Origin of the sequence: Pseudomonas sp. B14(2017) (genome assembly GCF_002113255.1) — a bacterium.
Classification (GTDB): domain Bacteria; phylum Pseudomonadota; class Gammaproteobacteria; order Pseudomonadales; family Pseudomonadaceae; genus Aquipseudomonas; species Aquipseudomonas putida_Z.
The window spans coordinates 88,922-113,371 of sequence record NZ_NEJY01000017.1 but is presented as its reverse complement, the minus strand read 5'-3'; the positions used below and the strand labels follow the sequence as shown (position 1 = coordinate 113,371).

Genomic DNA, 24,450 nt, shown 5'->3' with positions numbered 1-24,450 from the left:
GAGCTGCTTAGCGGCGCACCTTGACCGGAACCGGCTGGGCCACCAGCACGATGCCGGAAAAGCCCAGCACCAGGAAACAGAGCAGCTGCCAGCGCTCGCCAACGGAAATACCGTAGCGCAAGGTGTAATACCCCACGCAGGCACCGAAGCCGAGCAACAGCATCTGGCCACGGAACTGCTGCCACCAGGCCGACAGGCCGTCCACCCTTGCCAGCACCGCCAGCTGGGTCAACAAGCCAAGCAGCGCCACACCGATCAACCAGCGGTCGATCTGCCCGGCGATATCCTGCACCAGCAGCGGCGCCAGACCACTGACCTTGAGCGCGGGCACCAGCCCCACGTGAAACACCCACAAGCCACCGACCCAGAAAACCTGGGCCAGCTGCCAGAGGATACCCTCGAGGGATGGCGCCCGCAGGCGCCGGTCAGATGTGCTTGACTTCGACAATCTCGTACTCGACCGTCCCGCTAGGCGTCTTGACGACGACAGTATCACCTTCTTCCTTGCCGATGATGGCACGGGCAATCGGCGCACCGCTCGAGAGCTTGCCCTGCTTCACGTCAGCTTCATCCTCGCCGACGATCTGGTAGGACACCTCTTCATCGGTTTCGGTGTTGGCCAGCACCACGGTGGTACCGAAAATCACCTTGCCGGTGTGAGGGATGGTGGTCACATCGATCACCACCGAGTTCTGCAGGCGGCCTTCGATATCGCGGATACGCGCCTCGACCATGCCCTGCTCTTCACGGGCGGCATGGTATTCGGCGTTTTCCTTGAGGTCGCCCAGTTCGCGCGCTTCTCCGATGGCCTGGCTCAGGCGCGGGCGCTCGGTCTTGCTCAGGAACAGGTGCTCCTCTTCCAGGGCGCGAGCGCCCTGGACGGTCATCGGGTACTTGGTAATGCTCATGCTTTCAGTCCTGCATGCAGATCCTGCAGGCGACGAACGGTCTTTTCCGGACCGAACTTCAGCGCCTCGCAGATGGCTTCACCGGCCGCAATGGTAGTGGTGCAGTAAATCTTGTGCTGCAGCGCATTGCGACGAATCGAGTAGGAATCGGCGATCGACTGGCGGCCTTCGGTGGTGTTGATGATCAGCGACACTTCGTCGTTCTTGATCATGTCGACCACGTGCGGGCGACCTTCGGTCACCTTGTTCACACGGCGCACTTTCAGGCCTGCCGCTTCGATAACCTTGGCAGTGCCGGCAGTTGCAACCACTTCGAAGCCCAGGGCGATCAGGTCGCGGGCAACGCCAGCCACTTGCGGCTTGTCGTCGTCACGCACGCTGATGAAGGCGGTACCGCCGGTCGGCAGCACTTCGCTGGCTCCCATCTGGGCCTTGGCGAAGGCTTCACCGAAGCTGTCACCGACACCCATGACTTCACCGGTCGATTTCATCTCAGGGCCGAGGATCGGGTCAACCCCCGGGAACTTGGCGAACGGGAAGACGGCTTCCTTGACGCTGTAGAAGTTCGGGATGATTTCCTGGGTGAAGCCCAGCTCTTTGAGGGTTTTGCCGGCCATGACGCGGGCTGCGATCATAGCCAGGGAGGTGCCGATGCACTTGGAGACGAACGGCACGGTACGCGAAGCACGCGGGTTGACTTCGATCACGTAGATCTTGTCGCCCTGCAGGGCAAGCTGCACGTTCATCAGGCCGACCACGCCCAGCTCCAGGGCCATTTTCTTGACCTGTACGCGGACTTCGTCCTGCACTTCCTTGCTCAGCGAGTAAGGTGGCAGCGAGCACGCCGAGTCACCGGAGTGAACGCCGGCCTGTTCGATGTGCTGCATGATCGCGCCGATCACCACGTCGGTGCCGTCGCACACCGCATCCACATCCATCTCGATGGCGCAGTTGAGGAAGTGGTCGAGCAGTACCGGGCTGTCGTTGGACACCTGTACGGCTTCACGCAGGTAGCGCTTGAGCTCGTCCAGTTCGTAGACGATTTCCATGGCACGGCCGCCCAGCACGTAGGACGGGCGCACTACCAGCGGGTAGCCGATGCCGCCAGCGGCGCTGATGGCTTCTTCTTCGCTGCGCACGGTGGCGTTTGGCGGCTGCAGCAGGTTCAGGCGCTGAACCATCTGCTGGAAGCGCTCGCGGTCTTCGGCGCGGTCGATGGCGTCCGGGCTGGTACCGATGATCGGTACGCCGGCTTCTTCCAGGGCGCGGGCCAGTTTCAGCGGGGTCTGGCCGCCGTAGTGGACGATCACGCCTTTCGGCTTCTCGACGCGGCACACTTCCAGCACATCTTCCAGGGTCAGCGGCTCGAAGTACAGGCGGTCGGAGGTGTCGTAGTCGGTGGAGACGGTTTCCGGGTTGCAGTTGACCATGATGGTCTCGTAACCGTCTTCACGCAGCGCCAGTGCGGCGTGTACGCAGCAGTAGTCGAACTCGATACCCTGGCCGATACGGTTAGGGCCGCCACCCAGGATCATGATCTTGTCGCGGGTCGACGGGTTGGCCTCGCACTCTTCCTCGTAGGTGGAGTACAGGTAGGCGGTGTCGGTGGCGAACTCGGCAGCGCAGGTGTCGACGCGCTTGTACACCGGGAACACTTCCAGCTTGTGGCGGTGACGGCGCAGGTTCTTGTCGGTGATACCCAGCAGCTTGGCCAGGCGCTGGTCGGAGAAGCCCTTGCGCTTGAGGCGCAGCATGTAGTCCTTGTCGATCGACGACAGGGCCAGGGTCTTGACCTTCTCCTCTTCCTTGATCAGGTCTTCCATCTGCACCAGGAACCACATATCGATGCCGGTCAGGTCGAAGATCTGCTCGCAGGTCATGCCGGCACGCATGGCGTCGGCCACGTACCAGATTCGCTCGGCGCCCGGTACGGTCAGCTCGCGCTTGAGGATGCTGCTGGCTTCAGGGTTGGCCAGGTCGACTTTCGGGTCGAGGCCGCAGGCGCCGACTTCCAGGCCGCGCAGGGCTTTCTGCAGGGACTCCTGGAAGGTACGGCCGATGGCCATGACTTCACCCACGGACTTCATCTGGGTGGTCAGGCGGGCGTCGGCTTTCGGGAATTTCTCGAAGGCGAAACGCGGCAGCTTGGTGACGACGTAGTCGATCGACGGCTCGAAGGACGCCGGGGTGCGGCCGCCGGTGATGTCGTTCTGCAGTTCGTCGAGGGTATAGCCGACAGCCAGCTTGGCAGCGATCTTGGCGATCGGGAAGCCGGTGGCCTTGGAAGCCAGCGCCGAGGAACGCGAAACGCGCGGGTTCATCTCGATCACGACCATGCGGCCAGTGTTCGGGCAGATACCGAACTGCACGTTGGAACCGCCGGTTTCCACACCGATTTCACGCAGCACCGCCAGCGAGGCGTTGCGCATGATCTGGTATTCCTTGTCGGTCAGGGTCTGTGCCGGGGCAACGGTGATCGAGTCACCGGTGTGCACGCCCATCGGGTCGAAGTTCTCGATCGAGCAGACGATGATGCAGTTGTCCTTCTTGTCGCGGACCACCTCCATCTCGTATTCCTTCCAACCGATCAGCGATTCGTCGATCAGCAGTTCCTTGGTCGGCGACAGGTCCAGGCCACGGGCGCAGATTTCTTCGAATTCTTCACGGTTGTAGGCGATACCACCACCGGTGCCGCCCATGGTGAACGACGGACGGATGATGCACGGGAAGCCCAGGCGTTCGAGGACGGCGTTGGCTTCTTCCATGCTGTGGGCGATACCGGAGCGCGGGCACTCCAGGCCGATGTCCTTCATCGCCTTGTCGAAGCGCGAGCGGTCTTCGGCCTTGTCGATGGTGTCGGCGTTGGCACCGATCATTTCCACGCCGAACTTTTCCAGAACGCCGTGGCGCTCCAGGTCCAGGGCGCAGTTCAGTGCAGTCTGGCCACCCATGGTCGGCAGCAGTGCGTCCGGGCGCTCTTTCTCGATGATCTTGGCCACCGACTGCCACTTGATCGGCTCGATGTAGGTGGCGTCGGCCATGGCCGGGTCGGTCATGATGGTGGCCGGGTTGGAGTTCACCAGGATGACGCGGAAACCTTCCTCGCGCAGGGCCTTACAAGCCTGGGCGCCGGAGTAGTCGAATTCGCAGGCCTGGCCGATCACGATCGGGCCAGCGCCGAGAATCAGGATGCTTTTGATGTCTGTACGTTTTGGCATGGTTGTCACTCAAATCCGGGGTCAGTCGGCAAGCCGCTTTGAACAATCTGGGTCAGGCGCTTCCGGGCGCGGCGCAAGCCGGCCCGGGGCCTTGAAGCAGGATGCTCAGCGGCGCTTGGCCATGGCATCGATGAAACGATCGAACAGTGGCGCGACGTCGGTCGGGCCTGGGCTCGCTTCAGGGTGGCCCTGGAAGCTGAACGCGCTCTTGTCGGTACGCTCGATACCCTGCAGGGTGCCGTCGAACAGCGACTTGTGGATGGCGCGGACGTTGCCCGGCAGGGTGGCCTCGTCAACGGCAAAGCCGTGGTTCTGGCTGGTGATCATGACCACACCGGTGTCCAGGTCCTGGACCGGGTGGTTGGCACCGTGGTGGCCGTGGCCCATTTTCACGGTCTTGGCGCCAGAGGCCAGGGCCAGCAGCTGGTGGCCCAGGCAGATGCCGAATACCGGGATCTCGGTCTCGAGGATGTCCTTGATCGCCTGGATGGCGTAGTCGCACGGCTCGGGGTCGCCAGGGCCGTTGGACAGGAACACGCCGTCCGGGTTGAGTGCCAGCACTTCGCTGGCCGGGGTCTGGGCCGGCACCACGGTCACGCGGCAGCCACGGGCAACCAGCATGCGCAGGATGTTCAGCTTGACGCCGTAGTCGAAGGCGACCACGTGGTATGGCAGGTCAGCGGCTTCGATGGTCGGGTGGCTGTCGGTCTTCAGTTCCCACACGCTGGAGCGCCACTCGTAGCGTTCCTTGGTGGAAACGACCTTGGCCAGGTCCATGCCCTTCAGGCCCGGGAAGGCGCGGGCAGCGGCGATGGCGGCTTCTTCGCTGATGTTGTCACCGGCGAGAATGCAACCGTTCTGAGCGCCCTTTTCACGCAGGATTCGGGTCAGGCGACGGGTGTCGATGCCAGCGATGGCGACGACGTTGTTGGCCTTGAGGTACTCAGGCAGCGACTGGGTATTACGCCAGTTGCTGGCCAGCAGCGGCAGGTCACGGATGACCAGGCCAGCGGACCAGACGCGGTTCGACTCGGCGTCTTCCGGGGTAGTACCGGTGTTGCCGATGTGCGGGTAGGTCAGGGTAACGATTTGCTGCGCGTAGGAAGGGTCTGTAAGGATTTCCTGGTAGCCGGTCATAGCGGTGTTGAATACCACCTCACCAACGGTCTGACCGTCGGCACCGATAGCTTCACCGCGGAAAATACTGCCGTCGGCAAGGGCGAGTATGGCTGGCTTTGTCAAGAAGACCTCCCGTAAATCAAGCATGAAAGGGCGATCGCAGGTTGCAAAAAAGCGGAGTGACGTATGGACACGTCACCCCGCTTTCATGTGCTGAATTCAATTCGCTGCGCGCTTTTAGTGGACACACTAAAGCTGTAGCTTACAGAAAAGTGCGTTTTCGGTCTACCGCGGATGTGCCTCTAAAACACATCAATGCGACAGGCTGACATCTGTGCTGGCTTCTTCGCGGGCTTGCCCGCTCCCACAAGGCTCCACAAACCTCAAGGCTTGCGCTATCCCTGTGGGAGCGGGCAAGCCCGCGAAGAAGCCAACACAACTCCAACTGCTTAACGCAGCTCGAGCACATCCTGCATGTCGTACAGGCCAGGCTCACGCCCGTCCAGCCACAGCGCCGCACGCACGGCGCCCTTGGCGAAGGTCATGCGGCTGGAAGCCTTGTGGGTAATCTCGACGCGCTCGCCTTCGGCGGCGAACAGCACGGTATGGTCACCCACCACATCACCGGCACGCACGGTGGCGAAGCCGATGGTCTGACGCTCACGCGCACCGGTCTGCCCTTCACGGCCATACACGGCCACTTCCTGCAGGTTGCGACCCAGCGCCTGGGCAACCACTTCACCCATGCGCAGCGCGGTGCCCGACGGCGCATCGACCTTGTGCCGGTGGTGCGCTTCGAGGATTTCGATATCCACATCGTCACCCAGCACGCGCGCCGCGGTATCCAGCAGCTTCAGGCACAGGTTGACGCCGACGCTGAAGTTGGCGGCGAAGACGATCGGGATTTCCTTGCCGGCTTCGGCCAACTGCTGCTTCTCTTCTGGAGTGAAGCCAGTGGTGCCGATGACCATGGCCTTGCCCGCCTTGCGGCAGAACGCCAGGTTCTTCAGGGTTACCGAAGGGTGGGTGAAGTCGATCAGCACGTCGAACTCATCGACCACCTTGCTCAGGTCGTCGGAAATCGGCACACCAATACGGCCCAGGGCCGCCAGCTCACCAGCATCAGCCCCCACCAGCGAGCTGTCCGGGCGGTCGATCGCCGCCGTCAGGCCCGCCTGGGGAGCCTGCTGCTGCACGGCTTCGACGAGGGTCTTGCCCATCCGCCCTGCCGCGCCCATCACTGCAATACGTCGCATAGCCATTTCCTTGTCAGAGATCGCCGAAGAAGCGCTTCACGCCATCGAACCAGCCACTGGCCTTGGGCGAGTGGGAGCTATCGCCTTCCAGCGAATCACGCAGCTCTTCGAGCAACTCGCGCTGGCGGCGGCTGAGGTTGACCGGGGTTTCCACCGCCACGCGGCACAGCAGGTCACCCGCACCACCACCACGCACCGGGGCAACACCCTTGCCGCGCAGGCGGAACTGCTTGCCGGTCTGGGTACCTTCCGGGATCTTCAGCTTCACCCGACCATCGAGGGTCGGCACTTCCAGCTCGCCACCCAGGGCGGCATCGGTGTAGCTGATCGGTACTTCGCAGTACAAGTGCTTGCCGTCTCGCTGGAAGATCTCGTGCTCACGCACGTTGATCACCACATACAGGTCGCCAGTCGGGCCACCATGGGTACCGGCCTCGCCCTCGCCCGACAGGCGGATGCGGTCGCCGGTATCGACACCTGCCGGCACCTTGACCGACAGCGTCTTGTATTCCTCGACACGGCCTTCGCCGTGGCACGAGGTGCAGGGGTCGGTAATGATCTTGCCCTGGCCATGGCAGCGCGGGCAGGTCTGCTGTACCGAGAAGAAGCCCTGCTGCATGCGCACCTGGCCGATACCACCACAAGTCGGGCAGGTGGACGGGGTCGAGCCCTTCTTGGCACCGGAGCCATCGCAAGGCTGGCAGTTGACCAGGGTGGGCACGCGGATGCTGACCGTGGTGCCACGCACCGCTTCTTCCAGGTTCAGTTCCAGGGTGTAGCGCAGGTCGCTGCCGCGCTGAGCGCCGCCACGCGAGCCGCCGCGGCCGCCACCGAAGAAGTCGCTGAACACATCGCCGAAGATGTCGGAGAAGTTGGCACCGCCGAAACCGGCGCCACCGCCACCCATACTCGGGTCTACACCCGCATGGCCGTATTGGTCGAAGGCCGCACGCTTGCTGGCGTCAGACAGCACTTCGTAGGCCTCGTTGGCCTCCTTGAACTTGTCTTCCGACTCTTTGTCGCCCGGGTTGCGGTCCGGGTGGTACTTCATCGCCAGGCGGCGGTAAGCCTTCTTGAGGTCAGCTTCGCTGGCGCCGCGCTCGACACCCAGTACCTCATAATAATCACGCTTGGACATAGGTCATTTGCACCTTGTTGGGCGTCTGGCATCTGCGCCGCGCCATCAGCACCTGCCTTTTGCCCACCAGGGCCACTGACAGATGCTGTAAAAATTCTCGAATTCCAGATACGCCAACGCGGGAGCAAGCCCCCGCGCGGCGACATCCTACCAGCTCACCGCCAAACGGCGGTGAACCGGCCGACAACATGCAGGGATTACTGCTTGTTGTTGTCTTTCACTTCTTCGAACTCAGCGTCAACCACGTCATCGTGCTTGGCTTCCGGCTCGGCCTGCTGTGCGCCGCCCTGTGGCTGTTCGGCCGACTGCTCGGCGTACATCTTCTGGGCAACCGGTGCCGATACCTTGGACAGCTCTTCGACCTTGGCGTCGATGGCAGCCTTGTCGTCGCCTTTGACAGCGGCTTCCAGGGCAACAACGGCAGCCTCGATGGCGGTTTTCTCTTCAGCGGTAACCTTGTCACCAGCGTCAGCGACCATCTTGCGGGTCGAGTGAACCAGCGCATCACCCTGGTTACGGGCAGCGGCCAGCTCTTCGAACTTGCGGTCTTCCTCGGCATTGGCCTCGGCGTCACGCACCATGCGCTCGATCTCTTCGTCCGACAGGCCGGAGTTGGCCTTGATCACGATCGACTGCGACTTGCCGGTGGCCTTGTCCTTGGCGCTGACGTGCAGGATGCCGTTGGCGTCGATGTCGAAGGTTACTTCGATCTGCGGCACGCCACGCGGAGCCGGCGGAATGTCAGCCAGGTCGAACTTGCCCAGCGACTTGTTCTGTGCAGCCTGCTTGCGCTCACCCTGCAGCACGTGAATGGTCACGGCACCCTGGTTGTCATCGGCAGTCGAGAACACCTGCGACTTCTTGGTCGGGATGGTGGTGTTCTTCTCGATCAGCGAAGTCATCACGCCACCCATGGTTTCGATACCCAGGGTCAGCGGGCTGACGTCCAGCAGCAGTACGTCTTTCACGTCACCGGCCAGCACGGCGCCCTGGATGGCAGCACCCATGGCCACGGCTTCGTCCGGGTTGACGTCCTTGCGCGCTTCCTTGCCGAAGAAGTCGGCAACGGTTTTCTGTACCAGCGGCATACGGGTCTGGCCGCCGACCAGGATCACGTCGTCGATCTTGGCAACGTCGATACCGGCGTCCTTCAGGGCGATGCGGCAAGGCTCGATGGTGCGCTGAACCAGGCCTTCCACCAGCGACTCCAGCTTGGCGCGGGAGATCTTCACGTTCAGGTGCTTCGGACCGGTGGCATCTGCAGTGATGTACGGCAGGTTGACGTCGGTCGACTGAGCGGACGACAGCTCGATCTTGGCCTTTTCAGCAGCTTCCTTCAGGCGCTGCATGGCCAGCGGGTCGCCTTTCAGGTTCATGCCGGTTTCTTTCTTGAACTCTTCGACCAGGTAGTCGATCAGCAGCATGTCGAAGTCTTCGCCACCCAGGAAGGTGTCGCCGTTGGTGGCCAGTACTTCGAACTGGTGCTCACCGTCGACTTCGGCGATTTCGATGACCGAAACGTCGAAGGTACCGCCACCCAGGTCATAAACGATGACAGTGTGGTCGCCCTTGGCCTTGTCCATGCCGTAGGCCAGCGCAGCGGCGGTCGGTTCGTTGATGATACGTTTTACGTCCAGACCAGCGATGCGACCGGCATCCTTGGTAGCCTGGCGCTGGCTGTCGTTGAAGTAGGCCGGTACGGTGATGACCGCTTCGGTGACAGGCTCGCCGAGGTAGTCTTCGGCGGTTTTCTTCATCTTTTTCAGAACTTCGGCGCTGATTTGCGGCGGCGCCATTTTCTGGCCGTTCACTTCGACCCAGGCGTCACCGTTGTCGGCCTTGGCGATCTTGTACGGAACCAGCTGGATGTCTTTCTGCACGACCTGCTCTTCGAAACGGCGGCCGATCAGGCGCTTCACCGCGAACAGGGTGTTGTGCGGGTTGGTGACGGCCTGGCGCTTGGCCGACTGGCCAACCAGGATTTCGCCGTCGTTGGCGTAGGCCACGATCGAAGGGGTAGTACGCGCGCCTTCGGCGTTTTCGATGACCTTGACGTTACCGTTTTCCAGAATGGAGACGCACGAGTTGGTGGTCCCCAGGTCGATACCGATGATTTTGCCCATGTTAACTCTCCCGAAACTTGAATTTGGTAGCAGCGACTACTTTGGCCAACTGCAGTAATACTTGAAGGCTTGACACCTAGATGGGGATGCCCGGAAGGATTTCAAGCCTTTTCATTGATCGAGGGTTGCGCCGCGCTCGGCGCCTTGCTGACCACCACCATGGCGGGGCGCAGCAGACGACCGTTGAGCAGGTAGCCCTTCTGGAACACGTTCAGCACGCTGTTCGGCTCTACCTCGGCGTTTTCCTGCATGGCCATGGCCTGGTGGTGCTCAGGGTTGAACGGCTGGCCGTGCGGGTCGACCGCTTCGAGGTTGTAGCGCTTGAGGGTGTCCTGGAACATCTTCAGGGTCAGCTCGACGCCTTCGCGGATCTGCTTGACGTGCTCATCGTCGGCACTGGAGTGCGCCAGGGCCAGCTCCAGGCTGTCGATCACCGGCAGCAGGTCGCCAGAGAACTTCTCCAGGGCGAACTTATGGGCTTTCTCGACATCCTGCTCGGCACGACGGCGCACGTTCTGCACGTCGGCAACGGCGCGCAGCGCCTGGTCCTTGGCGGCGGCCAGCTGCTCCTCGAGTTCCAGGACGCGGGCGTCGGCAGCATTACCTGCACCGGTCTCTTCGACGTTAAGGTCTTTCTCGTTCAGCTGTTCGTCAGCCATGGGGTCTCTCCTGCGCAATTTTGTGGACTGCGAGCCAGGCTCGCCTTGGATGTCGGCTATATGGGGCCGGAAAAACCAGCTTCAAGGGGTAAGGTGGTTTTCCCGGCTGCAACAGAATCTGCCAAGGGACATTGGCAGGCCTGAAAAAAGTACTGTATAAATAACCAGACCTGACTTTCGGGAGCCGCCCCATGCTGGTGCACCTGTCCATTCACAACTACGCCATCGTCGAGCACCTCGACCTCGAAATCGCCCGCGGCATGTCCGTCATCACCGGCGAGACCGGTGCCGGCAAGTCGATCATGCTCGACGCCCTCGGCCTGGCACTGGGCGACCGGGCCGACAGCGGCGTGGTGCGCCCTGGCACGGACAAGGCAGACATCCTCGCCACCTTCGATCTGGTGGACATCCCCGAGGCGCATGCCTGGCTGGCCGAGCGCGACCTGGACAACGACGGCCTGTGCATCCTGCGCCGAGTGATCACCGCCGAAGGCCGCAGCCGCGGCTACATCAATGGCACGCCCTGCCCGCTCGGCGACCTCAAGGCGCTGGGCGAGTTGCTGATCGATATCCACAGCCAGCACGAGCACCAGTCACTACTCAAGACCGACACCCACCGCCGCCTGCTCGACGAGTACGCCGGCGCCGTCGACCTGGCCCGCCAGGTACAGCTGGCGGCCAAGCGCTGGAACCAGACCCGCCTGGAACTGGAGCGCCTGTCCAACTCCGGCGACGAGCAGCGCGCCCGCCATCAGCTGCTGAGCTATCAGCTGGAGGAACTCGACAACCTCGGCTTGGGCGAACACGAGCTGGAGCAGTTGGAGCAGGAACACAAGAACCTGACCAGCGCCGAAGCCCTGTTCGGCATCTGCCGCCAGGTCATCGACCAGTGCAGCGAGAGCGATTCGGGCAATGTGCTCAGCGCCCTCACCTCCAGCCTCAACCGCCTGGGTGCCGCCACCAACTCGCCAAAGGCACTGGGGGAAGCAGCCAACCTGATCGCCAGTGCGCAGATCCAGGTCGAGGAAGCCGTGGGCGAGCTCAACCGTTTCCTCGACAACTTCGACGCCGACCCCATGCGCCTGCAGGCACTGGAAGAACGCCTCGACACTATCTATACGCTGGCGCGCAAACACCGTGTGCACCCCACCGAACTGCCCCACCTGCAACAGCAGCTGATGGAAGAGCTGGAGGGCCTGAACGCCAGTGACGAGTCGATCGAGCGGTTGGGTGAAGAGCTTGCCGCCTTCGCCCAGCACTATAAAGAGAAGGCTCGCGAGCTCAGCGCACTACGCCAACAAGCTGCCCAGCAGCTGGCAGTGGCCGTCGAGCAGGAGATCCAACGCCTGGGCATGCCCGGCGGGCGCTTCTGCATCGCACTTACCCCCAATGAGGGAGCAGACCTTTCGCCTCATGGCCTGGAGCAGATCGAGCTACTGGTCAGCGCCAACCCTGGCCAACCGCTCAAGGGCCTGGCCAAGGTGGCTTCAGGTGGCGAACTGTCCCGCATCAGCCTGGCGATCCAGGTGATTACCGCGCAGACCTCACGCATTCCAACCCTGGTGTTCGACGAAGTCGACGTCGGTATCGGCGGGCCTACTGCCGAAATCGTCGGCCAACTGCTGCGCCGCCTGGGCGAACGCGGCCAGGTGCTGACCGTTACCCACCTGCCGCAGGTGGCGGCACAAGGGCATCACCACCTGTTCGTGCACAAGGTGCGCAACAGCGACACCACCCATACCGCCGTGGCCAACCTGGGCAAGCGCGAGCGAGTGGAGGAAGTGGCGCGGATGCTGGGCGGCATAGACCTGACCAAGGAATCCCTGGCACATGCGCGCAAGATGGTGGTAAGCGGCAAGGCCTGAACCCTTCTTTTTTCAGGCCCATTCGCGGGTAAACCCGCTCCCACAGGATATTCACCGGACCTGAGCCTGCGCAGTACCTGTGGGAGCGGGTTTACCCGCGAAGAGGCCGGCACAAACGACACAGCTCTCTGCCTCAGAAAGCACAAAGGCGACCCGAAGGTCGCCTTTGCCATTCATAACGATAAAAAATCGTTACTTCTTTTTACGCACATACAGGACCAGATTGTGGTCCACCAGCTCGTAGCCATGCTCGGCCACGATTTCGCGCTGGCGTTTCTCGATCTCGGCATCCATGAACTCGATGACTTCACTGGTGTCCACGTTGACCATATGGTCGTGGTGACCGCCATCGGCCAGTTCGAACACCGCATGACCGCCGTCGAAGTTGTGGCGAACCACCAGACCCGCCGCTTCGAACTGGGTCAGTACGCGGTAGACGGTGGCCAGGCCCACGTCCTCGCCAGCTTCCATAAGCGCCTTGTAGACATCCTCGGCGCTCATGTGACGCTGCTCGGTGGAGTCGAGCATCTGAAGGATCTTGACTCGAGGCAGGGTCACCTTGAGACCGGCTTTGCGCAATTCGCTATTTTCAACCATGGTCAGCTTTCTCGCCGATGCTGCTTCGCAGCTTCTCTTAATACGGGTATGATCGGGGTTTACGTTGTCCAGCCAAGATAGTGGAAGTCGCCCACCGATGCAAAACACCAAGCTCTTGCTAACCAGCCTCACCCTAGTGGGACTGCTCGCACTCGCCGGTTGCTCGTTTCCCGGGGTTTACAAAATCGACATCCAGCAGGGCAATGTCGTTACGCAAGACATGATAGACCAATTGCGCCCCGGAATGACCCGCCGGCAAGTAAGGTTTATCATGGGTAACCCGCTGATCCAGGACACCTTCAACACCAACCGTTGGGATTACCTGTACAGCCTGCAGCCAGGCGGCGGCAAACGCCAGCAAGAACGCATGAGCGTGTTCTTCAACGAAAGCGACCAGTTGGTCAGCCTTTCTGGCGACTTCATGCCAGGCGTCAGCCGCGACCAGGAAATCCTCGGTGGCAGCAGCGACACCACGGTCAGCCCGGCCAACCAGCCAGAACAGCCAACCGTGCAGCCTGAAGAAAAACCGGCCAAGCCAGGCTCGGTGGAAGAATCCATCCAGCGCGAGATCGACACCATCGAGACCACCCCGGTCCCGACTCCGGCTCCGCTGGAAACCTCGCCTCAATAAGCGGCGAGCAGATACAAAAAAGCCCGGACCTGGTCCGGGCTTTTTGTTGCCGCTTTTTCAGTCAGGCATTCAGCTGCTTGGCACGCTGGCAGAAAGCATCCACCAGCGTATTGGCCGCCTGGTTGAACAGCGGGCCCAGGGTCGCGCGCACCAGCGGCCCGGCATAATCGAACGACAGGTCCAGGCTGATCTTGCAGGCCTTGTCCCCCAATGGCTTGAACACCCACAGGCCATGCAACTGGGTGAACGGCCCCTCTTCCAGGTTCATCTCGATGGACTGCCCCGGCACCAGTACGTTGCGCGTGACGAAGTGCTGGCTGATGCCGCCCTTGGCAACATCGAGCTTGGCGCGCATGTGCGTGTCGCTGGCTTCGATCACCGTCGAGGCCGAGCACCAAGGCAGGAACTGCGGATAGCTGGCCACATCGTTGACCAGATCGTAAAGCGCCTGGGCAGGGTATGGCAGCAGGGCGGAGCGTTGAATATGGGTAGTCATCCAGGCGTCACTTCCAAGGCTGGGTGGCGGCGCTTCGCAGCGTGCCGAAAACAGGTTCTGTCGCAAAGACAGGGGCTGTATTGTCCGGTATTCATTGCAGTGGCTCAAGCACACCGAAATCCCATAGCCGACGACGCGGCGACTGCCTATAATGCCGCCCCTATGGCTAAACAAAAGAAACATCCGACCGGGACCATCGCGCAGAACAAGAAGGCGCGACACGATTACTTCATCGAACACAAGTTCGAGGCCGGGCTGGTCCTGTCCGGCTGGGAAGTAAAAAGCCTGCGAGCCGGCAAGGCGCACCTGACTGACAGCTATGTGCTGCTGAAAGACGGTGAGGCCTGGCTGTTCGGCAGCCACATCACCCCGCTGACCACGGCCAGCACCCACGTCATCGCCGACCCCATCCGCACTCGCAAGCTGCTGCTGAACAAGCGCGAGCTCGAGCGCCTGGAAGCGGCCGTGGCGCAAAAGGGCTACACCTGCGTGGCCCTGGCGCTGTACTGGAGCAAGCACCTGATCAAGTGCGAAATCGCACTGGGCAAGGGCAAGAAGGAATTCGACAAGCGCGACACCATGCGCGAGCGCGATTCCAACCGCGAGCTGCAGCGGGCTGTGCGGAACAAGGACAAGGAAGAGTAATACCTCTTCTTCAGCCTGTTCCGGCCTCTTCGCGGGCTCGCCCGCTCCCACAGGTATCGCGCCACCTTCAGGTCCGGCGCATATCCTGTGGGAGCGGGCAAGCCCGCGAAGATTCCAACACCGATCTCAACGCCCGCTCCGCCGCTCCGCCCGCGCCACTCGCTGCGCTTCTTCATGCGCCTCTTCCAGCACCTCCTGCACATACAGAATGTGCCGGCTGGACACTTCCCGCGCATCCTCCGCCCTGCCCTCGACTATCGCCAGGTACAGCTCCCGGTGCTGGCTGATCAGCATGTCCCGGGTCTCGGTCCGTTGCTGGTACATGCCGCCGATGTTGGTCACCACGTTGCGCTTGAGCAGGTCGAACAAGCCGCGAATGGTGTGCAGCAGCACGGCATTATGGCTGGCCTCGGCAATCGCCAGGTGGAAGCGCGCATCGGCCGCGCCCTCCTCCGCCCGAGTCACTTCGTCGGCCCTGGCATAGCAGTCCTGCAGCGCATCGAACGCCGCCTTCAGCCGCGCCCGGTCCGGCTGGGTCGCGCGCTGGGCCGCGTAGTAGGCGCAGGACGCCTCCAGGGTATGGCGGAATTCGAGCAGGTCACGCTGAGCCTCGGCACTGTGCTCGAGCAGCTGCAACAACGGGTCGCTGAAAGTGGACCCCAGGGACTCGGCGACAAAATTGCCCCCACCCTGGCGGCTGACCAGCAGCCCCTTGGCCACCAGCTTCTGGATCGCCTCACGCAGTGACGGGCGGGACACGCCGAACTGCTCGGCAAGGACGCGCTCGGCCGGCAGCCGCTGCCCCGAGGTCAGCGTGCCTTCCAGAATCATCCCTTCCAACCGATCGACAATGTCATCGGACAGGCGCCGTTGGCGGACCTGATCAAAAACCATCACATGCTCTCCACAAACCCCCGGCAGATTTCAGGGGGCGCCTATTCTCGCCGATCCAGATCGCGCAAACACCCACCAGGCGACGATTTTCCCTGCCCACCAGGCGCCCGCTCATCGGCACGCGACCAAAGTTTTGCACGGGACAAATTGACACACCCACGAAGACGCTTTTAACCTAGCGCCCAGCCATTGTAAATTGGTCTTACCAATTATCCAATGCCAGTGCCTGACCAACAACAATTAGGGGCCACCCCATATGCAAACCTGGCAACAAATCTATAGTCCGCTTGGTAGTCTTGGCCTGTCCGCACTGGCGGCGGTCATTCCCATCGTCTTCTTCTTCCTTGCCCTCGCCGTGTTCCGCCTCAAAGGCCACGTGGCCGGCAGCATCACCCTCGCATTGTCGATCCTGGTGGCGATCTTCGCCTTCCAGATGCCTGTCGACATGGCATTCGCCGCTGCGGGTTATGGCTTCCTCTACGGCCTCTGGCCGATTGCCTGGATCATCGTTGCCGCGGTGTTCCTGTACAAACTCACGGTCAAGAGCGGCCAGTTCGAAGTGATCCGCAGCTCGGTGCTGTCGATTACCGACGACCAGCGCCTGCAAGTGCTGTTGATCGGTTTCTGCTTCGGTGCCTTCCTGGAAGGTGCGGCAGGCTTTGGCGCACCGGTGGCAATCACTGCCGCGCTGCTGGTGGGCCTGGGCTTCAACCCGCTGTACGCCGCCGGCCTGTGCCTGATCGCCAACACCGCGCCAGTGGCCTTCGGCGCCCTGGGCATCCCGATCATCGTGGCCGGCCAGGTCACCGGCATCGACGCCTTCCACATCGGCGCCATGACCGGTCGCCAGCTGCCGCTGCTGTCGCTGTTCGTGCCGTTCTGGCTGGTATTCATGATGGACGGCCTGCGTGGCGTGAAGGAAACCTGGCCTGCCGCCCTGGTCGCCGGCCTGAGCTTCGCCGTCACCCAGTACTTCACCTCGAACTTCATCGGCCCGGAGCTGCCGGACATCACCTCGGCCCTGGCCAGCCTGATCGCCCTGACCCTGTTCCTGAAAGTCTGGCAGCCCAAGCGTTCGTTCGCCGAAGCCAAAGGCAGCGTCGGCGCCGCCGTGGTTCAGCCAAGCGGCAGCCAGCCAAGCCCCTACAGCTTTGGCGAGATCTTCAAGGCCTGGTCGCCGTTCCTGATCCTCACCGTGCTGGTCACCATCTGGACCCTGAAACCGTTCAAGGCGGCCTTCGCCCCGGGCGGCGCGATGTACAACTTCGTGTTCAACTTCGCCATCCCGCACCTCGACCAACTGGTGATCAAGACCGCACCGATCGTCGCCGCGCCAACCGCCATGCCAGCGGTGTTCAAGCTCGACCCGATCTCTGCCACCGGCACCGCGATCTTCCTCTCGGCGCTGATCTCCATGGCCGTGCTGAAGATCAACTTCAAAACTGGTCTGACCACTTTCAAGGAAACCTTCTGGGAGCTGCGCTGGCCAATCCTGTCGATCGGCATGGTGCTGGCCTTCGCCTTCGTTACCAACTACTCCGGCATGTCCTCGACCATGGCCCTGGTACTGGCCGGTACCGGTGCCGCGTTCCCGTTCTTCTCGCCGTTCCTTGGCTGGCTGGGTGTGTTCCTGACCGGTTCCGACACCTCGTCCAATGCCCTGTTCAGCTCGCTGCAGGCCACCACTGCGCACCAGATCGGGGTCAACGACACTCTGCTGGTAGCGGCCAACACCAGCGGCGGCGTGACCGGCAAGATGATCTCGCCGCAGTCGATCGCCGTGGCCTGCGCCGCCACCGGCCTGGTTGGCAAGGAATCCGACCTGTTCCGCTTCACCGTCAAGCACAGCCTGTTCTTCGCCACCATCGTCGGTCTGATCACCCTGATCCAGGCCTACTGGCTGACCGGCATGCTGGTTCATCACTAAAGTGAAAGGGGCCGGGCGCCATCGCGCGCCCGGCAATCCCCACACGCAACGCTGCGAGAATCCATGATCATTTCCGCCTCTACCGACTATCGCGCCGCGGCCCAACGCAAGCTGCCTCCCTTCCTGTTCCACTATGCCGACGGCGGCGCCTACGCCGAGCACACCCTGCGCCACAACGTCTCGGACCTGGCCAGCATTGCCCTGCGCCAACGCGTGCTGAAGAACATGTCCGAGCTCAGCCTTCAGACCAAACTGTTCGACGAAACCCTGAGCATGCCGGTGGCCCTGGCCCCGGTCGGCCTCACCGGCATGTACGCCCGCCGTGGTGAAGTGCAGGCGGCGCGCGCGGCGGCTGCCCACGGTATTCCGTTCACCATGTCCACCGTGTCGGTGTGCCCGATCGAAGAAGTGGCCCCGGCCATCGACCGGCCGATGTGGTTCCAGCTGTACGTGCTCAAGGACCGCGGCTTCATGCGCAACGCCCTGGAGCGGGCCAAGGCCGCCGGGGTAAAGACCCTGGTGTTCACCGTCGACATGCCGACACCCGGCGCCCGCTACCGCGACGCCCACTCTGGCATGAGCGGCAAGAACGGCCCGCTGCGCCGTGTGCTGCAGGCCATGACCCACCCCGAGTGGGCATGGGATGTCGGCGTGATGGGGCGCCCGCACGACCTGGGCAACATTTCCACCTACCGCGGCAACCCCACCGGCCTTGCCGACTACATTGGCTGGCTGGCCAACAACTTCGACCCTTCGATCTCCTGGAAAGACCTGGAGTGGATCCGCGAGTTCTGGGACGGCCCGATGATCATCAAGGGCATCCTCGATGCCGATGACGCCCGCGATGCGGTCAGGTTCGGTGCCGACGGCATCGTCGTGTCCAACCACGGCGGCCGTCAGCTCGACGGCGTGCTGTCCAGCGCCCGTGCCCTGCCGGCAATTGCCGATGCGGTCAAAGGTGACCTGAAGATCCTCGCCGACTCCGGCATCCGCAGCGGCCTCGACGTGGTGCGCATGATCGCCCTGGGCGCCGATACCGTACTGATCGGCCGCGCCTTCCTCTACGCCCTTGCCGTGCACGGCCAGGCCGGGGTGAAGAACCTGCTGGAGCTGTTCGAGAAGGAAATGCGCGTAGCGATGGTGCTGACCGGCGCCAAGTCGATCAGCGAAATCACCCGCGACTCGCTGGTACGCGAACTGGGCGCCTGACCGCCCGCAAGAACGACCGCCTGATTGACCCGGGGCATGTGGCGCACAGACGCCACGGCCCCGCGAGGAGACTGCATGAGCCTGCCCGCCGCGTTCCTGCGTGATGCCGAGCGCCTGATCCCCGCCGAACGCAGCTTCGACGACCCCACCTCCACCCTGGCCTTCGGCACCGACGCCAGCTTCTACCGGCTGATCCCCAAGCTGGTGGTGCGCGTCGAGTCCGAAGACGAAGTGGTCGGCCTGATCAAACTGGCCCAGCGCGAGCGGGTGCCGGTCACCTTCCGCGCCGCCGGCACCAGCCTGTCCGGCCAGGCCATCAGCGACTCGGTGCTGATCGTGCTGGGCGATAACTGGAACGGCCGCGAAATCCGCGGCCAAGGCGAGCAGATCCGCCTGCAGCCCGGCGTCATCGGCGCCCAGGCCAATGCCTGGCTGGCCCCCTTCGGGCGCAAGATCGGCCCCGACCCGGCCTCGATCAACGCCTGCAAGATCGGCGGCATCGTCGCCAACAACGCCAGCGGCATGTGCTGCGGTACCGCACAGAACACCTACCACACCCTGGCCGGCCTGCGCCTGGTGCTGGCCGACGGCACGCGCCTGGACAGCGAAGACCCGGCCAGCGTCGCCGCGTTCGAGGCCAGCCACGCCGACCTGCTGGAAGCACTGGCCCGCCTGGGCCGCGAGACCCGCGCCAACACTGCACTCGCCGAGCGCATCCGGCACAAATACCGGCTGAAGAACACCACCGGTCTGTCGCTGAACGCACTGGTGGACTACGACCAACCGCTGGATATCCTGCAGCACCTGCTGGTCGGTTCCGAAGGCACCCTGGGCTTCATCAGTGCCGTCACCTACGACACCGTGCCCGACCACCCGCACAAGGCCAGCGCCCTGCTGGTGTTCCCCAGCGTGGAAAGCTGCTGTCGTGCGGTGACCGTACTCAAGCGCCAGCCGGTCTCGGCCGTGGAGCTGCTCGACCGCCGCAGCCTGCGCTCGGTGCAGAACATGCCCGGCATGCCGCTGTGGGTAAAAGGCCTGTCGGACAATGCCTGCGCCCTGCTGATCGAGTCCCGCGCCGCCAGCCAGAGCCTGCTGCATGAACAGCTGCAACAGGTGATGACCTCGATCGCCGACTTCCCGCTGGAACAGCAGGTGGACTTCAGCGAAGACCCGGCCGTGTACAACCAGCTGTGGAAAATCCGCAAGGACACCTTCCCCGCCGTCGGCGCCGTGCGCCAGACCGGCACCACAGTCATCATCGAAGACGTCACCTTCCCCATCGAGCAACTGGCAGAAGGCGTCAACCGCCTGATCCAGCTGTTCGACAAGCACCGCTACGACGAAGCGATCATTTTCGGCCACGCCCTGGAGGGCAACCTGCACTTCGTCTTCACCCAGGGCTTCAACAGTGCCGAGGAAGTCGCCCGCTACCAGGCCTTCATGGACGATGTGGCGCAACTGGTGGCGGTGGAGTTCGGCGGCTCGCTCAAGGCCGAGCACGGCACCGGGCGCAACATGGCACCGTTCGTGGAGCTGGAATGGGGCCATGACGCCTACCAACTGATGTGGAAGCTGAAGCGCCTGCTCGACCCCAACGGCATCCTCAACCCCGATGTGGTGCTGAGTGAAGACCCTGACATCCACCTGAAGAACCTCAAGCCGCTCCCCGCTGCCGACGAGATCGTCGACAAGTGCATCGAGTGCGGCTTCTGCGAACCGGTGTGCCCGTCCAAAGGCCTGACCCTCAGCCCGCGCCAGCGCATCGTCATGTGGCGTGACATCCAGGCCAAACAGCGCGCTGGCATCGACACCCGCGAACTGCGCCAGACCTACCAGTACCAGGGCATCGACACCTGTGCCGCCACCGGCCTGTGCGCCCAGCGCTGCCCGGTCGGCATCAACACCGGCGAACTGGTGAAGAAACTGCGCAGCCAGGCCGCCGAGCACGAAAAAACCGCCGACTGGCTGGCCGAACACTTCCACACTGCCCTGGGCGGCGCGCGCCTGACCCTGACCGCCGCCAACACCGCACGCAAGCTGCTCGGCGCCCCACGCCTGGGGCGCCTGAGCGCCTCGCTGAACAAAGCCAGCAAAGGCCGCCTGCCACAGTGGACCCCGGCGATGCCACAACCCCTGCGCCCACTGGACTTCGGCCCGGCCAGCAACGATGCCCGCCCTCGCGTGGTGTACCTGGCCGCCTGCGTCTCGCGGGTGATGGGCCCGGCCTATGCCGACCGCGAGCAAAGCTCGCTGTTGGACAAGACCCGCGCCCTGCTGGAAAAGGCCGGTTACCAGGTGATATTCCCCGACAACGCCGACAGCCTGTGCTGCGGCCAGCCGTTCGCCTCCAAGGGCTACCCCGAGCAGGCCGAACACAAACGCCAGGAACTGATTGCCGCCCTGCTGCACGCAAGCCGCGGCGGCCTCGACCCGATCTACTGCGACACCAGCCCCTGCACTTTGCGCCTGGTGCAAGACCTGAACGACACCCGGCTGGACCTGTACGACCCGGTGCGCTTCATCCGCACCCACCTGCTCGAGCGCCTGGAGTTCACCCCCCAGGACGAACCAGTGGCCGTGCATGTGACCTGCAGTACCCAGCACCTGGGCGAAAGCCAGGCGCTGATCGACCTGGCGCGGCGCTGCAGCAAACAGGTGGTGATCCCGGAGGGCATACACTGCTGCGGCTTTGCCGGTGACAAAGGCTTCACCACCCCCGAGCTCAACGCCCACTCGCTGCGCAGCCTGAAGGATGCGGTGCAGTATTGCAGCGAAGGTATTTCCACCAGCCGCACCTGCGAGATCGGCCTGTCCAGCCATAGCGGCATCGACTACCACGGGCTGGTCTACCTGGTAGACCGCGTCACCCGGCCGCGTAGCATCTGACCGTTTAACGCAAAACCTGATAGCTGCCGCAATCCCTGTGGGAGCGGGCAAGCCCGCGAACACCGGCGCAGCCGGTGCCATCCACCGCGCAGCCTGCTTCGCGGGCACGCCCGCTCCCACAAGTACTGCACCGGCTTTGGGGCCACGCTGCACCTGTACACCGGCATTGGCCTGACCGTTTAACGCAAAACCTGATAGCTGCCGCAATCCCTGTGGGAGCGGGCAAGCCCGCGAACACCGGCGCAGCCGGTGCCATACAACGCGCAGCCTGCTTCGCGGGCACGCCCGCTCCCACAGGTACCGCGCCGGCTTTGGGCCCACGCTGTACCTGTAGGAGCGGCTTCAGCCGCGAACACCGGCAAAGCCGGTGCCATCCCGCCAGCATCCCGATTGAACCCCCGCCAATCCCCCACAGTCCACCGTTACAGGCCCACCTTCCAGAGGCCCAGAAGGAGACTCCCATGAAAGGTACCGCGCTATCGGCCCTGTTCGCGGCCGCCACCCTGCTGGCTTCGCCGGTGTTCGCCGCCGAAGACCTGTGCACCGCCAACCTGCAAAAGATCGACGACAGCATGGCCACCGCCGGCGCTACCTCCGAAGGCCTGGACAAGGCCATCACCGAGCACGTCGACAAAGCCAAGGCTGCCCAAGCCTCGGGCGACACCAAGGAATGCATCGCCATCACCAGCAAAGTCCTGGAGCGCCTGGAAAAAACCGAGAAAGGCAGCGGCACCAGCGGCGGTAGCGGCGCGTGAGCCCAAAAGCGGGCGACCGGACCGGCTGTCGACGTCGCCCGCGCAATGGCGTATACTCCGCCTCACGTACCGTAAGGTGCGTTAGCTTAGAGCTAGTGTGGGGCCGATCAGGATTCGACGCCGGTAGCGAAACTCTAGGTGCATGCCGAGTTGGTAACAGAACTCGTAAATCCACTGTTGCAACTTTCTATAGTTGCCAATGACGAAAACTACGAGGGCTACGCTCTCGCTGCGTAAGCAGCTGAGCCCGCTCTCCTGGTAGCTTCGGCTCCAGCAATCATCAGGGGATGCCTGTAAACCCGAAATGATTGTCATACAGAACAGGATCGTCGTGTAGCACGTTGGGGGCAAAGCGACTAAAACTTACCCAACTCGTCCAAAGCACCCTGCCCGTCGGGCGGCTGCGGATTAACTCAGTAGACACGGCTAAGCATGTAGTACCGACAGCGGAGTACTGGCGGACGGGGGTTCAAATCCCCCCGGCTCCACCAAATTCCAAAGAAGAAGACGCCCTCGGGCGTCTTTTTTTGTGCTTGGATTTTGGGCTGAGCGAGCCCGTAAAATCAGATTTAACCCCTTTCGCGTAGGACGTTTCCCAAAGATACTCCCAGCGCCTGTTTTCCATTGCGGTCGTTTTTTCAGAGTTTTAGTCTCGTCGGGTCGTTGTACATCAACGACCAGCTTTGACAGGCTGATGACGACCAAGCACACGGTTTTGCCTATGGCGGCTGTGTGTGGGGCACCTCGTGTGCGCCGGTTTGGTCTTCACCGGTCTGTCAACCCATACACGGCTGCCACCACTTGTTTGACAGCAAGCGCTGGTCGCTCCACTGAGGACCAAAATATGCTGAAGATTGTCCCCGACCCACCCCACCATCTCCATTCCCTGGAAGACACCATCATGCTGGCCTCGGACTACGCGCTCTGTGCAGAAGCCGTAGCGCAGCAGGCGATGCTGATGCAGCCGCGATCGCCAGCGTCATTGTTGATCATGGCGTCGATGCACGAGCTTGAAGCCCTGCGCAAATTACTCGAATCAGCGCTGGCGCAAATACACAAGCCAGCGGTCTCGCAACCACTGCACTGATTCACTTCATGCCAAGTGCTGTACCTGTGGGAGCGGATTCATCGAGGCGTCGAACCGCCGCGAAAAATCCAACGCGGTGCATGGCACCGGCTGCGCCGGTGTTCGCGGGTAAACCCGCTCCCACTGGGCCCCTGCCATGAGAACCGGGCTTGCCGGAGACAGGGCCAGCACAAGCATCTGCAACACGAGGGAGATAGATCAATGGCCAACGAAGACACCCAATGCACAGCCGGTAAAACCATCTTCTACCAAGGTGAAAACCAGACCCATCCACTGTTCCGCATCGAACCCGGCATACCCTGCCAGAACGCCCGTGAACAAGCCTCGGAACTGATGGGCTACGCGCGGGACCTGACCATCGACGGCCTGATGGAAGACAAACCGAAGCTGATCTGGGCCGCGCACTACCTCTGCGCCTTGGGCAAAGCACTGCTGGATGATGCCGAACTCGGCATGATGCGCTGAACACCACACAGCCCTTCCCCGTGCTCGGCCAACCTCAAAAACGGACTTCGCCCAACAGATACGGGGGTCAAAGGACGAATGGTCGAAATGTGTCAGGCACGGGGAATTGCTGGGAGTTTTTTGCCACTACTGGCGTTTCAGCCAAGCGCGTTCGTCGTGGTGAAATGAACTTCACTTTCTCAGCGTGTCAGATTAGGTCCTTGTCAAGCGAACTTCATTAGAGGTACAGCCTTATGAGCATGGCCACAATTGTAAGTGCCGTGATTTCCAGTCTCGCACCAAGTGTCTTTGACCATAACAGCCTGCAAGAACCCGGCGCGCATATCTCTGCCGTCGAATACCACTACGGGATGAACATCGATGTGAAACGCGTATTGCAACGCACCGATACATCCGACAAGACCGGTGTGGTACCGGTAACCGTAGTTTATGAAGACAGCAAGGGCGAGATTCACAAGATCCGCTTCCTCGAATGGGGTGGAAGCCCCGCAGCTCCTACTGGCGTGGCCTGATCCGCCCAACGTTAAAGCCCCCCAGAAACGGAAGTAAAACCTCATACGCATTCAGTGCGA

General features: G+C 62.5%; 21 protein-coding genes and 1 other RNA gene. 11 read left to right on the top strand and 11 right to left on the bottom strand.

Annotated features, from left to right (window positions below):
• Positions 1 to 7: 7 nt before the first annotated feature.
• The 8 genes from CAG34_RS18525 to grpE all read right to left on the bottom strand — a co-directional run bounded on the left by CAG34_RS18525 (position 8) and on the right by grpE (position 10,421).
• Positions 8 to 448, bottom strand: a complete 441-nt coding sequence (locus CAG34_RS18525) for a hypothetical protein (RefSeq protein WP_049798463.1) — start codon at positions 446 to 448, stop codon at positions 8 to 10.
• Positions 426 to 908, bottom strand: a complete 483-nt coding sequence (greA, locus tag CAG34_RS18520; RefSeq protein ID WP_013974292.1) for a transcription elongation factor GreA — start codon at positions 906 to 908, stop codon at positions 426 to 428. The genes CAG34_RS18525 and greA overlap by 23 nt, the downstream gene beginning before the upstream one ends.
• Entirely contained in the window at positions 905 to 4,126 is a 3,222-nt protein-coding gene (carB, locus tag CAG34_RS18515) for a carbamoyl-phosphate synthase large subunit (protein ID WP_015271865.1), read from the bottom strand. Before carB ends, greA begins: the two co-directional genes overlap by 4 nt.
• Positions 4,127 to 4,231: 105 nt before the next feature.
• Positions 4,232 to 5,368: a glutamine-hydrolyzing carbamoyl-phosphate synthase small subunit gene (carA, locus tag CAG34_RS18510; RefSeq protein ID WP_025340706.1), complete on the bottom strand. Its 1,137-nt coding sequence runs from the start codon at positions 5,366 to 5,368 to the stop codon at positions 4,232 to 4,234.
• Positions 5,369 to 5,694: 326 nt separating this feature from the next.
• Positions 5,695 to 6,501, bottom strand: a complete 807-nt coding sequence (gene dapB, locus CAG34_RS18505; protein ID WP_013974295.1) for a 4-hydroxy-tetrahydrodipicolinate reductase — start codon at positions 6,499 to 6,501, stop codon at positions 5,695 to 5,697.
• Positions 6,502 to 6,514: 13 nt separating this feature from the next.
• On the bottom strand, positions 6,515 to 7,639 hold the full coding sequence (gene dnaJ, locus CAG34_RS18500) for a molecular chaperone DnaJ (RefSeq protein ID WP_025340707.1): 1,125 nt from the start codon (positions 7,637 to 7,639) through the stop codon (positions 6,515 to 6,517).
• Positions 7,640 to 7,836: 197 nt separating this feature from the next.
• A complete protein-coding gene (gene dnaK / locus CAG34_RS18495) occupies positions 7,837 to 9,762 on the bottom strand; it encodes a molecular chaperone DnaK (protein ID WP_085591698.1) in 1,926 nt (641 codons plus the stop codon).
• A 101-nt stretch (positions 9,763 to 9,863) separates the two neighbouring features.
• Positions 9,864 to 10,421 carry a nucleotide exchange factor GrpE gene (grpE, locus tag CAG34_RS18490; RefSeq protein WP_085591696.1) on the bottom strand — a complete coding sequence of 186 codons (558 nt, stop codon included), beginning with the start codon at positions 10,419 to 10,421 and terminating at the stop codon, positions 9,864 to 9,866.
• A 191-nt stretch (positions 10,422 to 10,612) separates the two neighbouring features.
• Here grpE and recN point away from each other — a divergent pair, with 191 nt between their 5' ends.
• The gene (gene recN, locus CAG34_RS18485; RefSeq protein WP_025340710.1) at positions 10,613 to 12,286 is read left to right on the top strand and encodes a DNA repair protein RecN; all 1,674 of its coding nucleotides are present in this window, start codon (positions 10,613 to 10,615) and stop codon (positions 12,284 to 12,286) included.
• A gap of 192 nt (positions 12,287 to 12,478) precedes the next feature.
• Here recN and fur read toward each other — a convergent pair whose 3' ends face one another.
• Complete coding sequence (gene fur / locus CAG34_RS18480) at positions 12,479 to 12,883, bottom strand: ferric iron uptake transcriptional regulator (RefSeq protein ID WP_012274258.1); 405 nt, start codon at positions 12,881 to 12,883, stop codon at positions 12,479 to 12,481.
• A 97-nt stretch (positions 12,884 to 12,980) separates the two neighbouring features.
• Here fur and CAG34_RS18475 point away from each other — a divergent pair, with 97 nt between their 5' ends.
• Positions 12,981 to 13,514, top strand: a complete 534-nt coding sequence (locus CAG34_RS18475; protein ID WP_025340711.1) for an outer membrane protein assembly factor BamE — start codon at positions 12,981 to 12,983, stop codon at positions 13,512 to 13,514.
• A gap of 61 nt (positions 13,515 to 13,575) precedes the next feature.
• Here CAG34_RS18475 and CAG34_RS18470 read toward each other — a convergent pair whose 3' ends face one another.
• Positions 13,576 to 14,010, bottom strand: a complete 435-nt coding sequence (locus CAG34_RS18470; RefSeq protein ID WP_085591694.1) for a type II toxin-antitoxin system RatA family toxin — start codon at positions 14,008 to 14,010, stop codon at positions 13,576 to 13,578.
• Between the two features lie 162 nt (positions 14,011 to 14,172).
• Here CAG34_RS18470 and smpB point away from each other — a divergent pair, with 162 nt between their 5' ends.
• Positions 14,173 to 14,655 carry an SsrA-binding protein SmpB gene (gene smpB, locus CAG34_RS18465; RefSeq protein WP_085591692.1) on the top strand — a complete coding sequence of 161 codons (483 nt, stop codon included), beginning with the start codon at positions 14,173 to 14,175 and terminating at the stop codon, positions 14,653 to 14,655.
• A gap of 126 nt (positions 14,656 to 14,781) precedes the next feature.
• Here smpB and CAG34_RS18460 read toward each other — a convergent pair whose 3' ends face one another.
• Positions 14,782 to 15,549: an FCD domain-containing protein gene (locus tag CAG34_RS18460; protein WP_013974301.1), complete on the bottom strand. Its 768-nt coding sequence runs from the start codon at positions 15,547 to 15,549 to the stop codon at positions 14,782 to 14,784.
• A 256-nt stretch (positions 15,550 to 15,805) separates the two neighbouring features.
• Between CAG34_RS18460 and CAG34_RS18455 the strand changes: the two genes are divergently transcribed.
• The 8 genes from CAG34_RS18455 to CAG34_RS18415 all read left to right on the top strand — a co-directional run bounded on the left by CAG34_RS18455 (position 15,806) and on the right by CAG34_RS18415 (position 24,390).
• Positions 15,806 to 17,476, top strand: coding sequence for a lactate permease LctP family transporter (locus CAG34_RS18455; protein ID WP_015271872.1), 1,671 nt, complete (start codon positions 15,806 to 15,808; stop codon positions 17,474 to 17,476).
• A 63-nt stretch (positions 17,477 to 17,539) separates the two neighbouring features.
• Complete coding sequence (gene lldD / locus CAG34_RS18450) at positions 17,540 to 18,685, top strand: FMN-dependent L-lactate dehydrogenase LldD (protein ID WP_013974303.1); 1,146 nt, start codon at positions 17,540 to 17,542, stop codon at positions 18,683 to 18,685.
• Positions 18,686 to 18,760: 75 nt separating this feature from the next.
• Entirely contained in the window at positions 18,761 to 21,571 is a 2,811-nt protein-coding gene (locus CAG34_RS18445) for an FAD-binding and (Fe-S)-binding domain-containing protein (protein ID WP_085591690.1), read from the top strand.
• Positions 21,572 to 22,032: 461 nt separating this feature from the next.
• On the top strand, positions 22,033 to 22,326 hold the full coding sequence (locus tag CAG34_RS18435; RefSeq protein ID WP_085591686.1) for a hypothetical protein: 294 nt from the start codon (positions 22,033 to 22,035) through the stop codon (positions 22,324 to 22,326).
• Positions 22,327 to 22,425: 99 nt separating this feature from the next.
• Positions 22,426 to 22,817: a transfer-messenger RNA gene (gene ssrA / locus CAG34_RS18430) on the top strand.
• Positions 22,818 to 23,170: 353 nt separating this feature from the next.
• Positions 23,171 to 23,413, top strand: coding sequence for a hypothetical protein (locus CAG34_RS18425; RefSeq protein WP_085591684.1), 243 nt, complete (start codon positions 23,171 to 23,173; stop codon positions 23,411 to 23,413).
• A 201-nt stretch (positions 23,414 to 23,614) separates the two neighbouring features.
• Entirely contained in the window at positions 23,615 to 23,878 is a 264-nt protein-coding gene (locus CAG34_RS18420) for a DUF3077 domain-containing protein (protein ID WP_085591682.1), read from the top strand.
• Between the two features lie 233 nt (positions 23,879 to 24,111).
• Positions 24,112 to 24,390, top strand: a complete 279-nt coding sequence (locus tag CAG34_RS18415; protein WP_061303559.1) for a DUF2790 domain-containing protein — start codon at positions 24,112 to 24,114, stop codon at positions 24,388 to 24,390.
• Positions 24,391 to 24,450 lie beyond the last annotated feature (60 nt).

Excerpts from the sequence above, each read along its gene's own strand:
- CAG34_RS18415 (WP_061303559.1), top strand. The coding sequence starts at position 24,112 with ATGAGCATGGCCACAATTGTAAGTGCCGTGATTTCCAGTCTCGCACCA.
- grpE (WP_085591696.1), bottom strand. The coding sequence starts at position 10,421 with ATGGCTGACGAACAGCTGAACGAGAAAGACCTTAACGTCGAAGAGACC.
- CAG34_RS18475 (WP_025340711.1), top strand. The coding sequence starts at position 12,981 with ATGCAAAACACCAAGCTCTTGCTAACCAGCCTCACCCTAGTGGGACTG.
- dapB (WP_013974295.1), bottom strand. The coding sequence starts at position 6,501 with ATGCGACGTATTGCAGTGATGGGCGCGGCAGGGCGGATGGGCAAGACC.
- carB (WP_015271865.1), bottom strand. The coding sequence starts at position 4,126 with ATGCCAAAACGTACAGACATCAAAAGCATCCTGATTCTCGGCGCTGGC.
- dnaJ (WP_025340707.1), bottom strand. The coding sequence starts at position 7,639 with ATGTCCAAGCGTGATTATTATGAGGTACTGGGTGTCGAGCGCGGCGCC.
- dnaK (WP_085591698.1), bottom strand. The coding sequence starts at position 9,762 with ATGGGCAAAATCATCGGTATCGACCTGGGGACCACCAACTCGTGCGTC.
- CAG34_RS18470 (WP_085591694.1), bottom strand. The coding sequence starts at position 14,010 with ATGACTACCCATATTCAACGCTCCGCCCTGCTGCCATACCCTGCCCAG.
- recN (WP_025340710.1), top strand. The coding sequence starts at position 10,613 with ATGCTGGTGCACCTGTCCATTCACAACTACGCCATCGTCGAGCACCTC.
- smpB (WP_085591692.1), top strand. The coding sequence starts at position 14,173 with ATGGCTAAACAAAAGAAACATCCGACCGGGACCATCGCGCAGAACAAG.
- lldD (WP_013974303.1), top strand. The coding sequence starts at position 17,540 with ATGATCATTTCCGCCTCTACCGACTATCGCGCCGCGGCCCAACGCAAG.
- CAG34_RS18445 (WP_085591690.1), top strand. The coding sequence starts at position 18,761 with ATGAGCCTGCCCGCCGCGTTCCTGCGTGATGCCGAGCGCCTGATCCCC.
- greA (WP_013974292.1), bottom strand. The coding sequence starts at position 908 with ATGAGCATTACCAAGTACCCGATGACCGTCCAGGGCGCTCGCGCCCTG.
- CAG34_RS18460 (WP_013974301.1), bottom strand. The coding sequence starts at position 15,549 with ATGGTTTTTGATCAGGTCCGCCAACGGCGCCTGTCCGATGACATTGTC.
- CAG34_RS18420 (WP_085591682.1), top strand. The coding sequence starts at position 23,615 with ATGGCCAACGAAGACACCCAATGCACAGCCGGTAAAACCATCTTCTAC.
- fur (WP_012274258.1), bottom strand. The coding sequence starts at position 12,883 with ATGGTTGAAAATAGCGAATTGCGCAAAGCCGGTCTCAAGGTGACCCTG.
- CAG34_RS18435 (WP_085591686.1), top strand. The coding sequence starts at position 22,033 with ATGAAAGGTACCGCGCTATCGGCCCTGTTCGCGGCCGCCACCCTGCTG.
- CAG34_RS18425 (WP_085591684.1), top strand. The coding sequence starts at position 23,171 with ATGCTGAAGATTGTCCCCGACCCACCCCACCATCTCCATTCCCTGGAA.
- CAG34_RS18455 (WP_015271872.1), top strand. The coding sequence starts at position 15,806 with ATGCAAACCTGGCAACAAATCTATAGTCCGCTTGGTAGTCTTGGCCTG.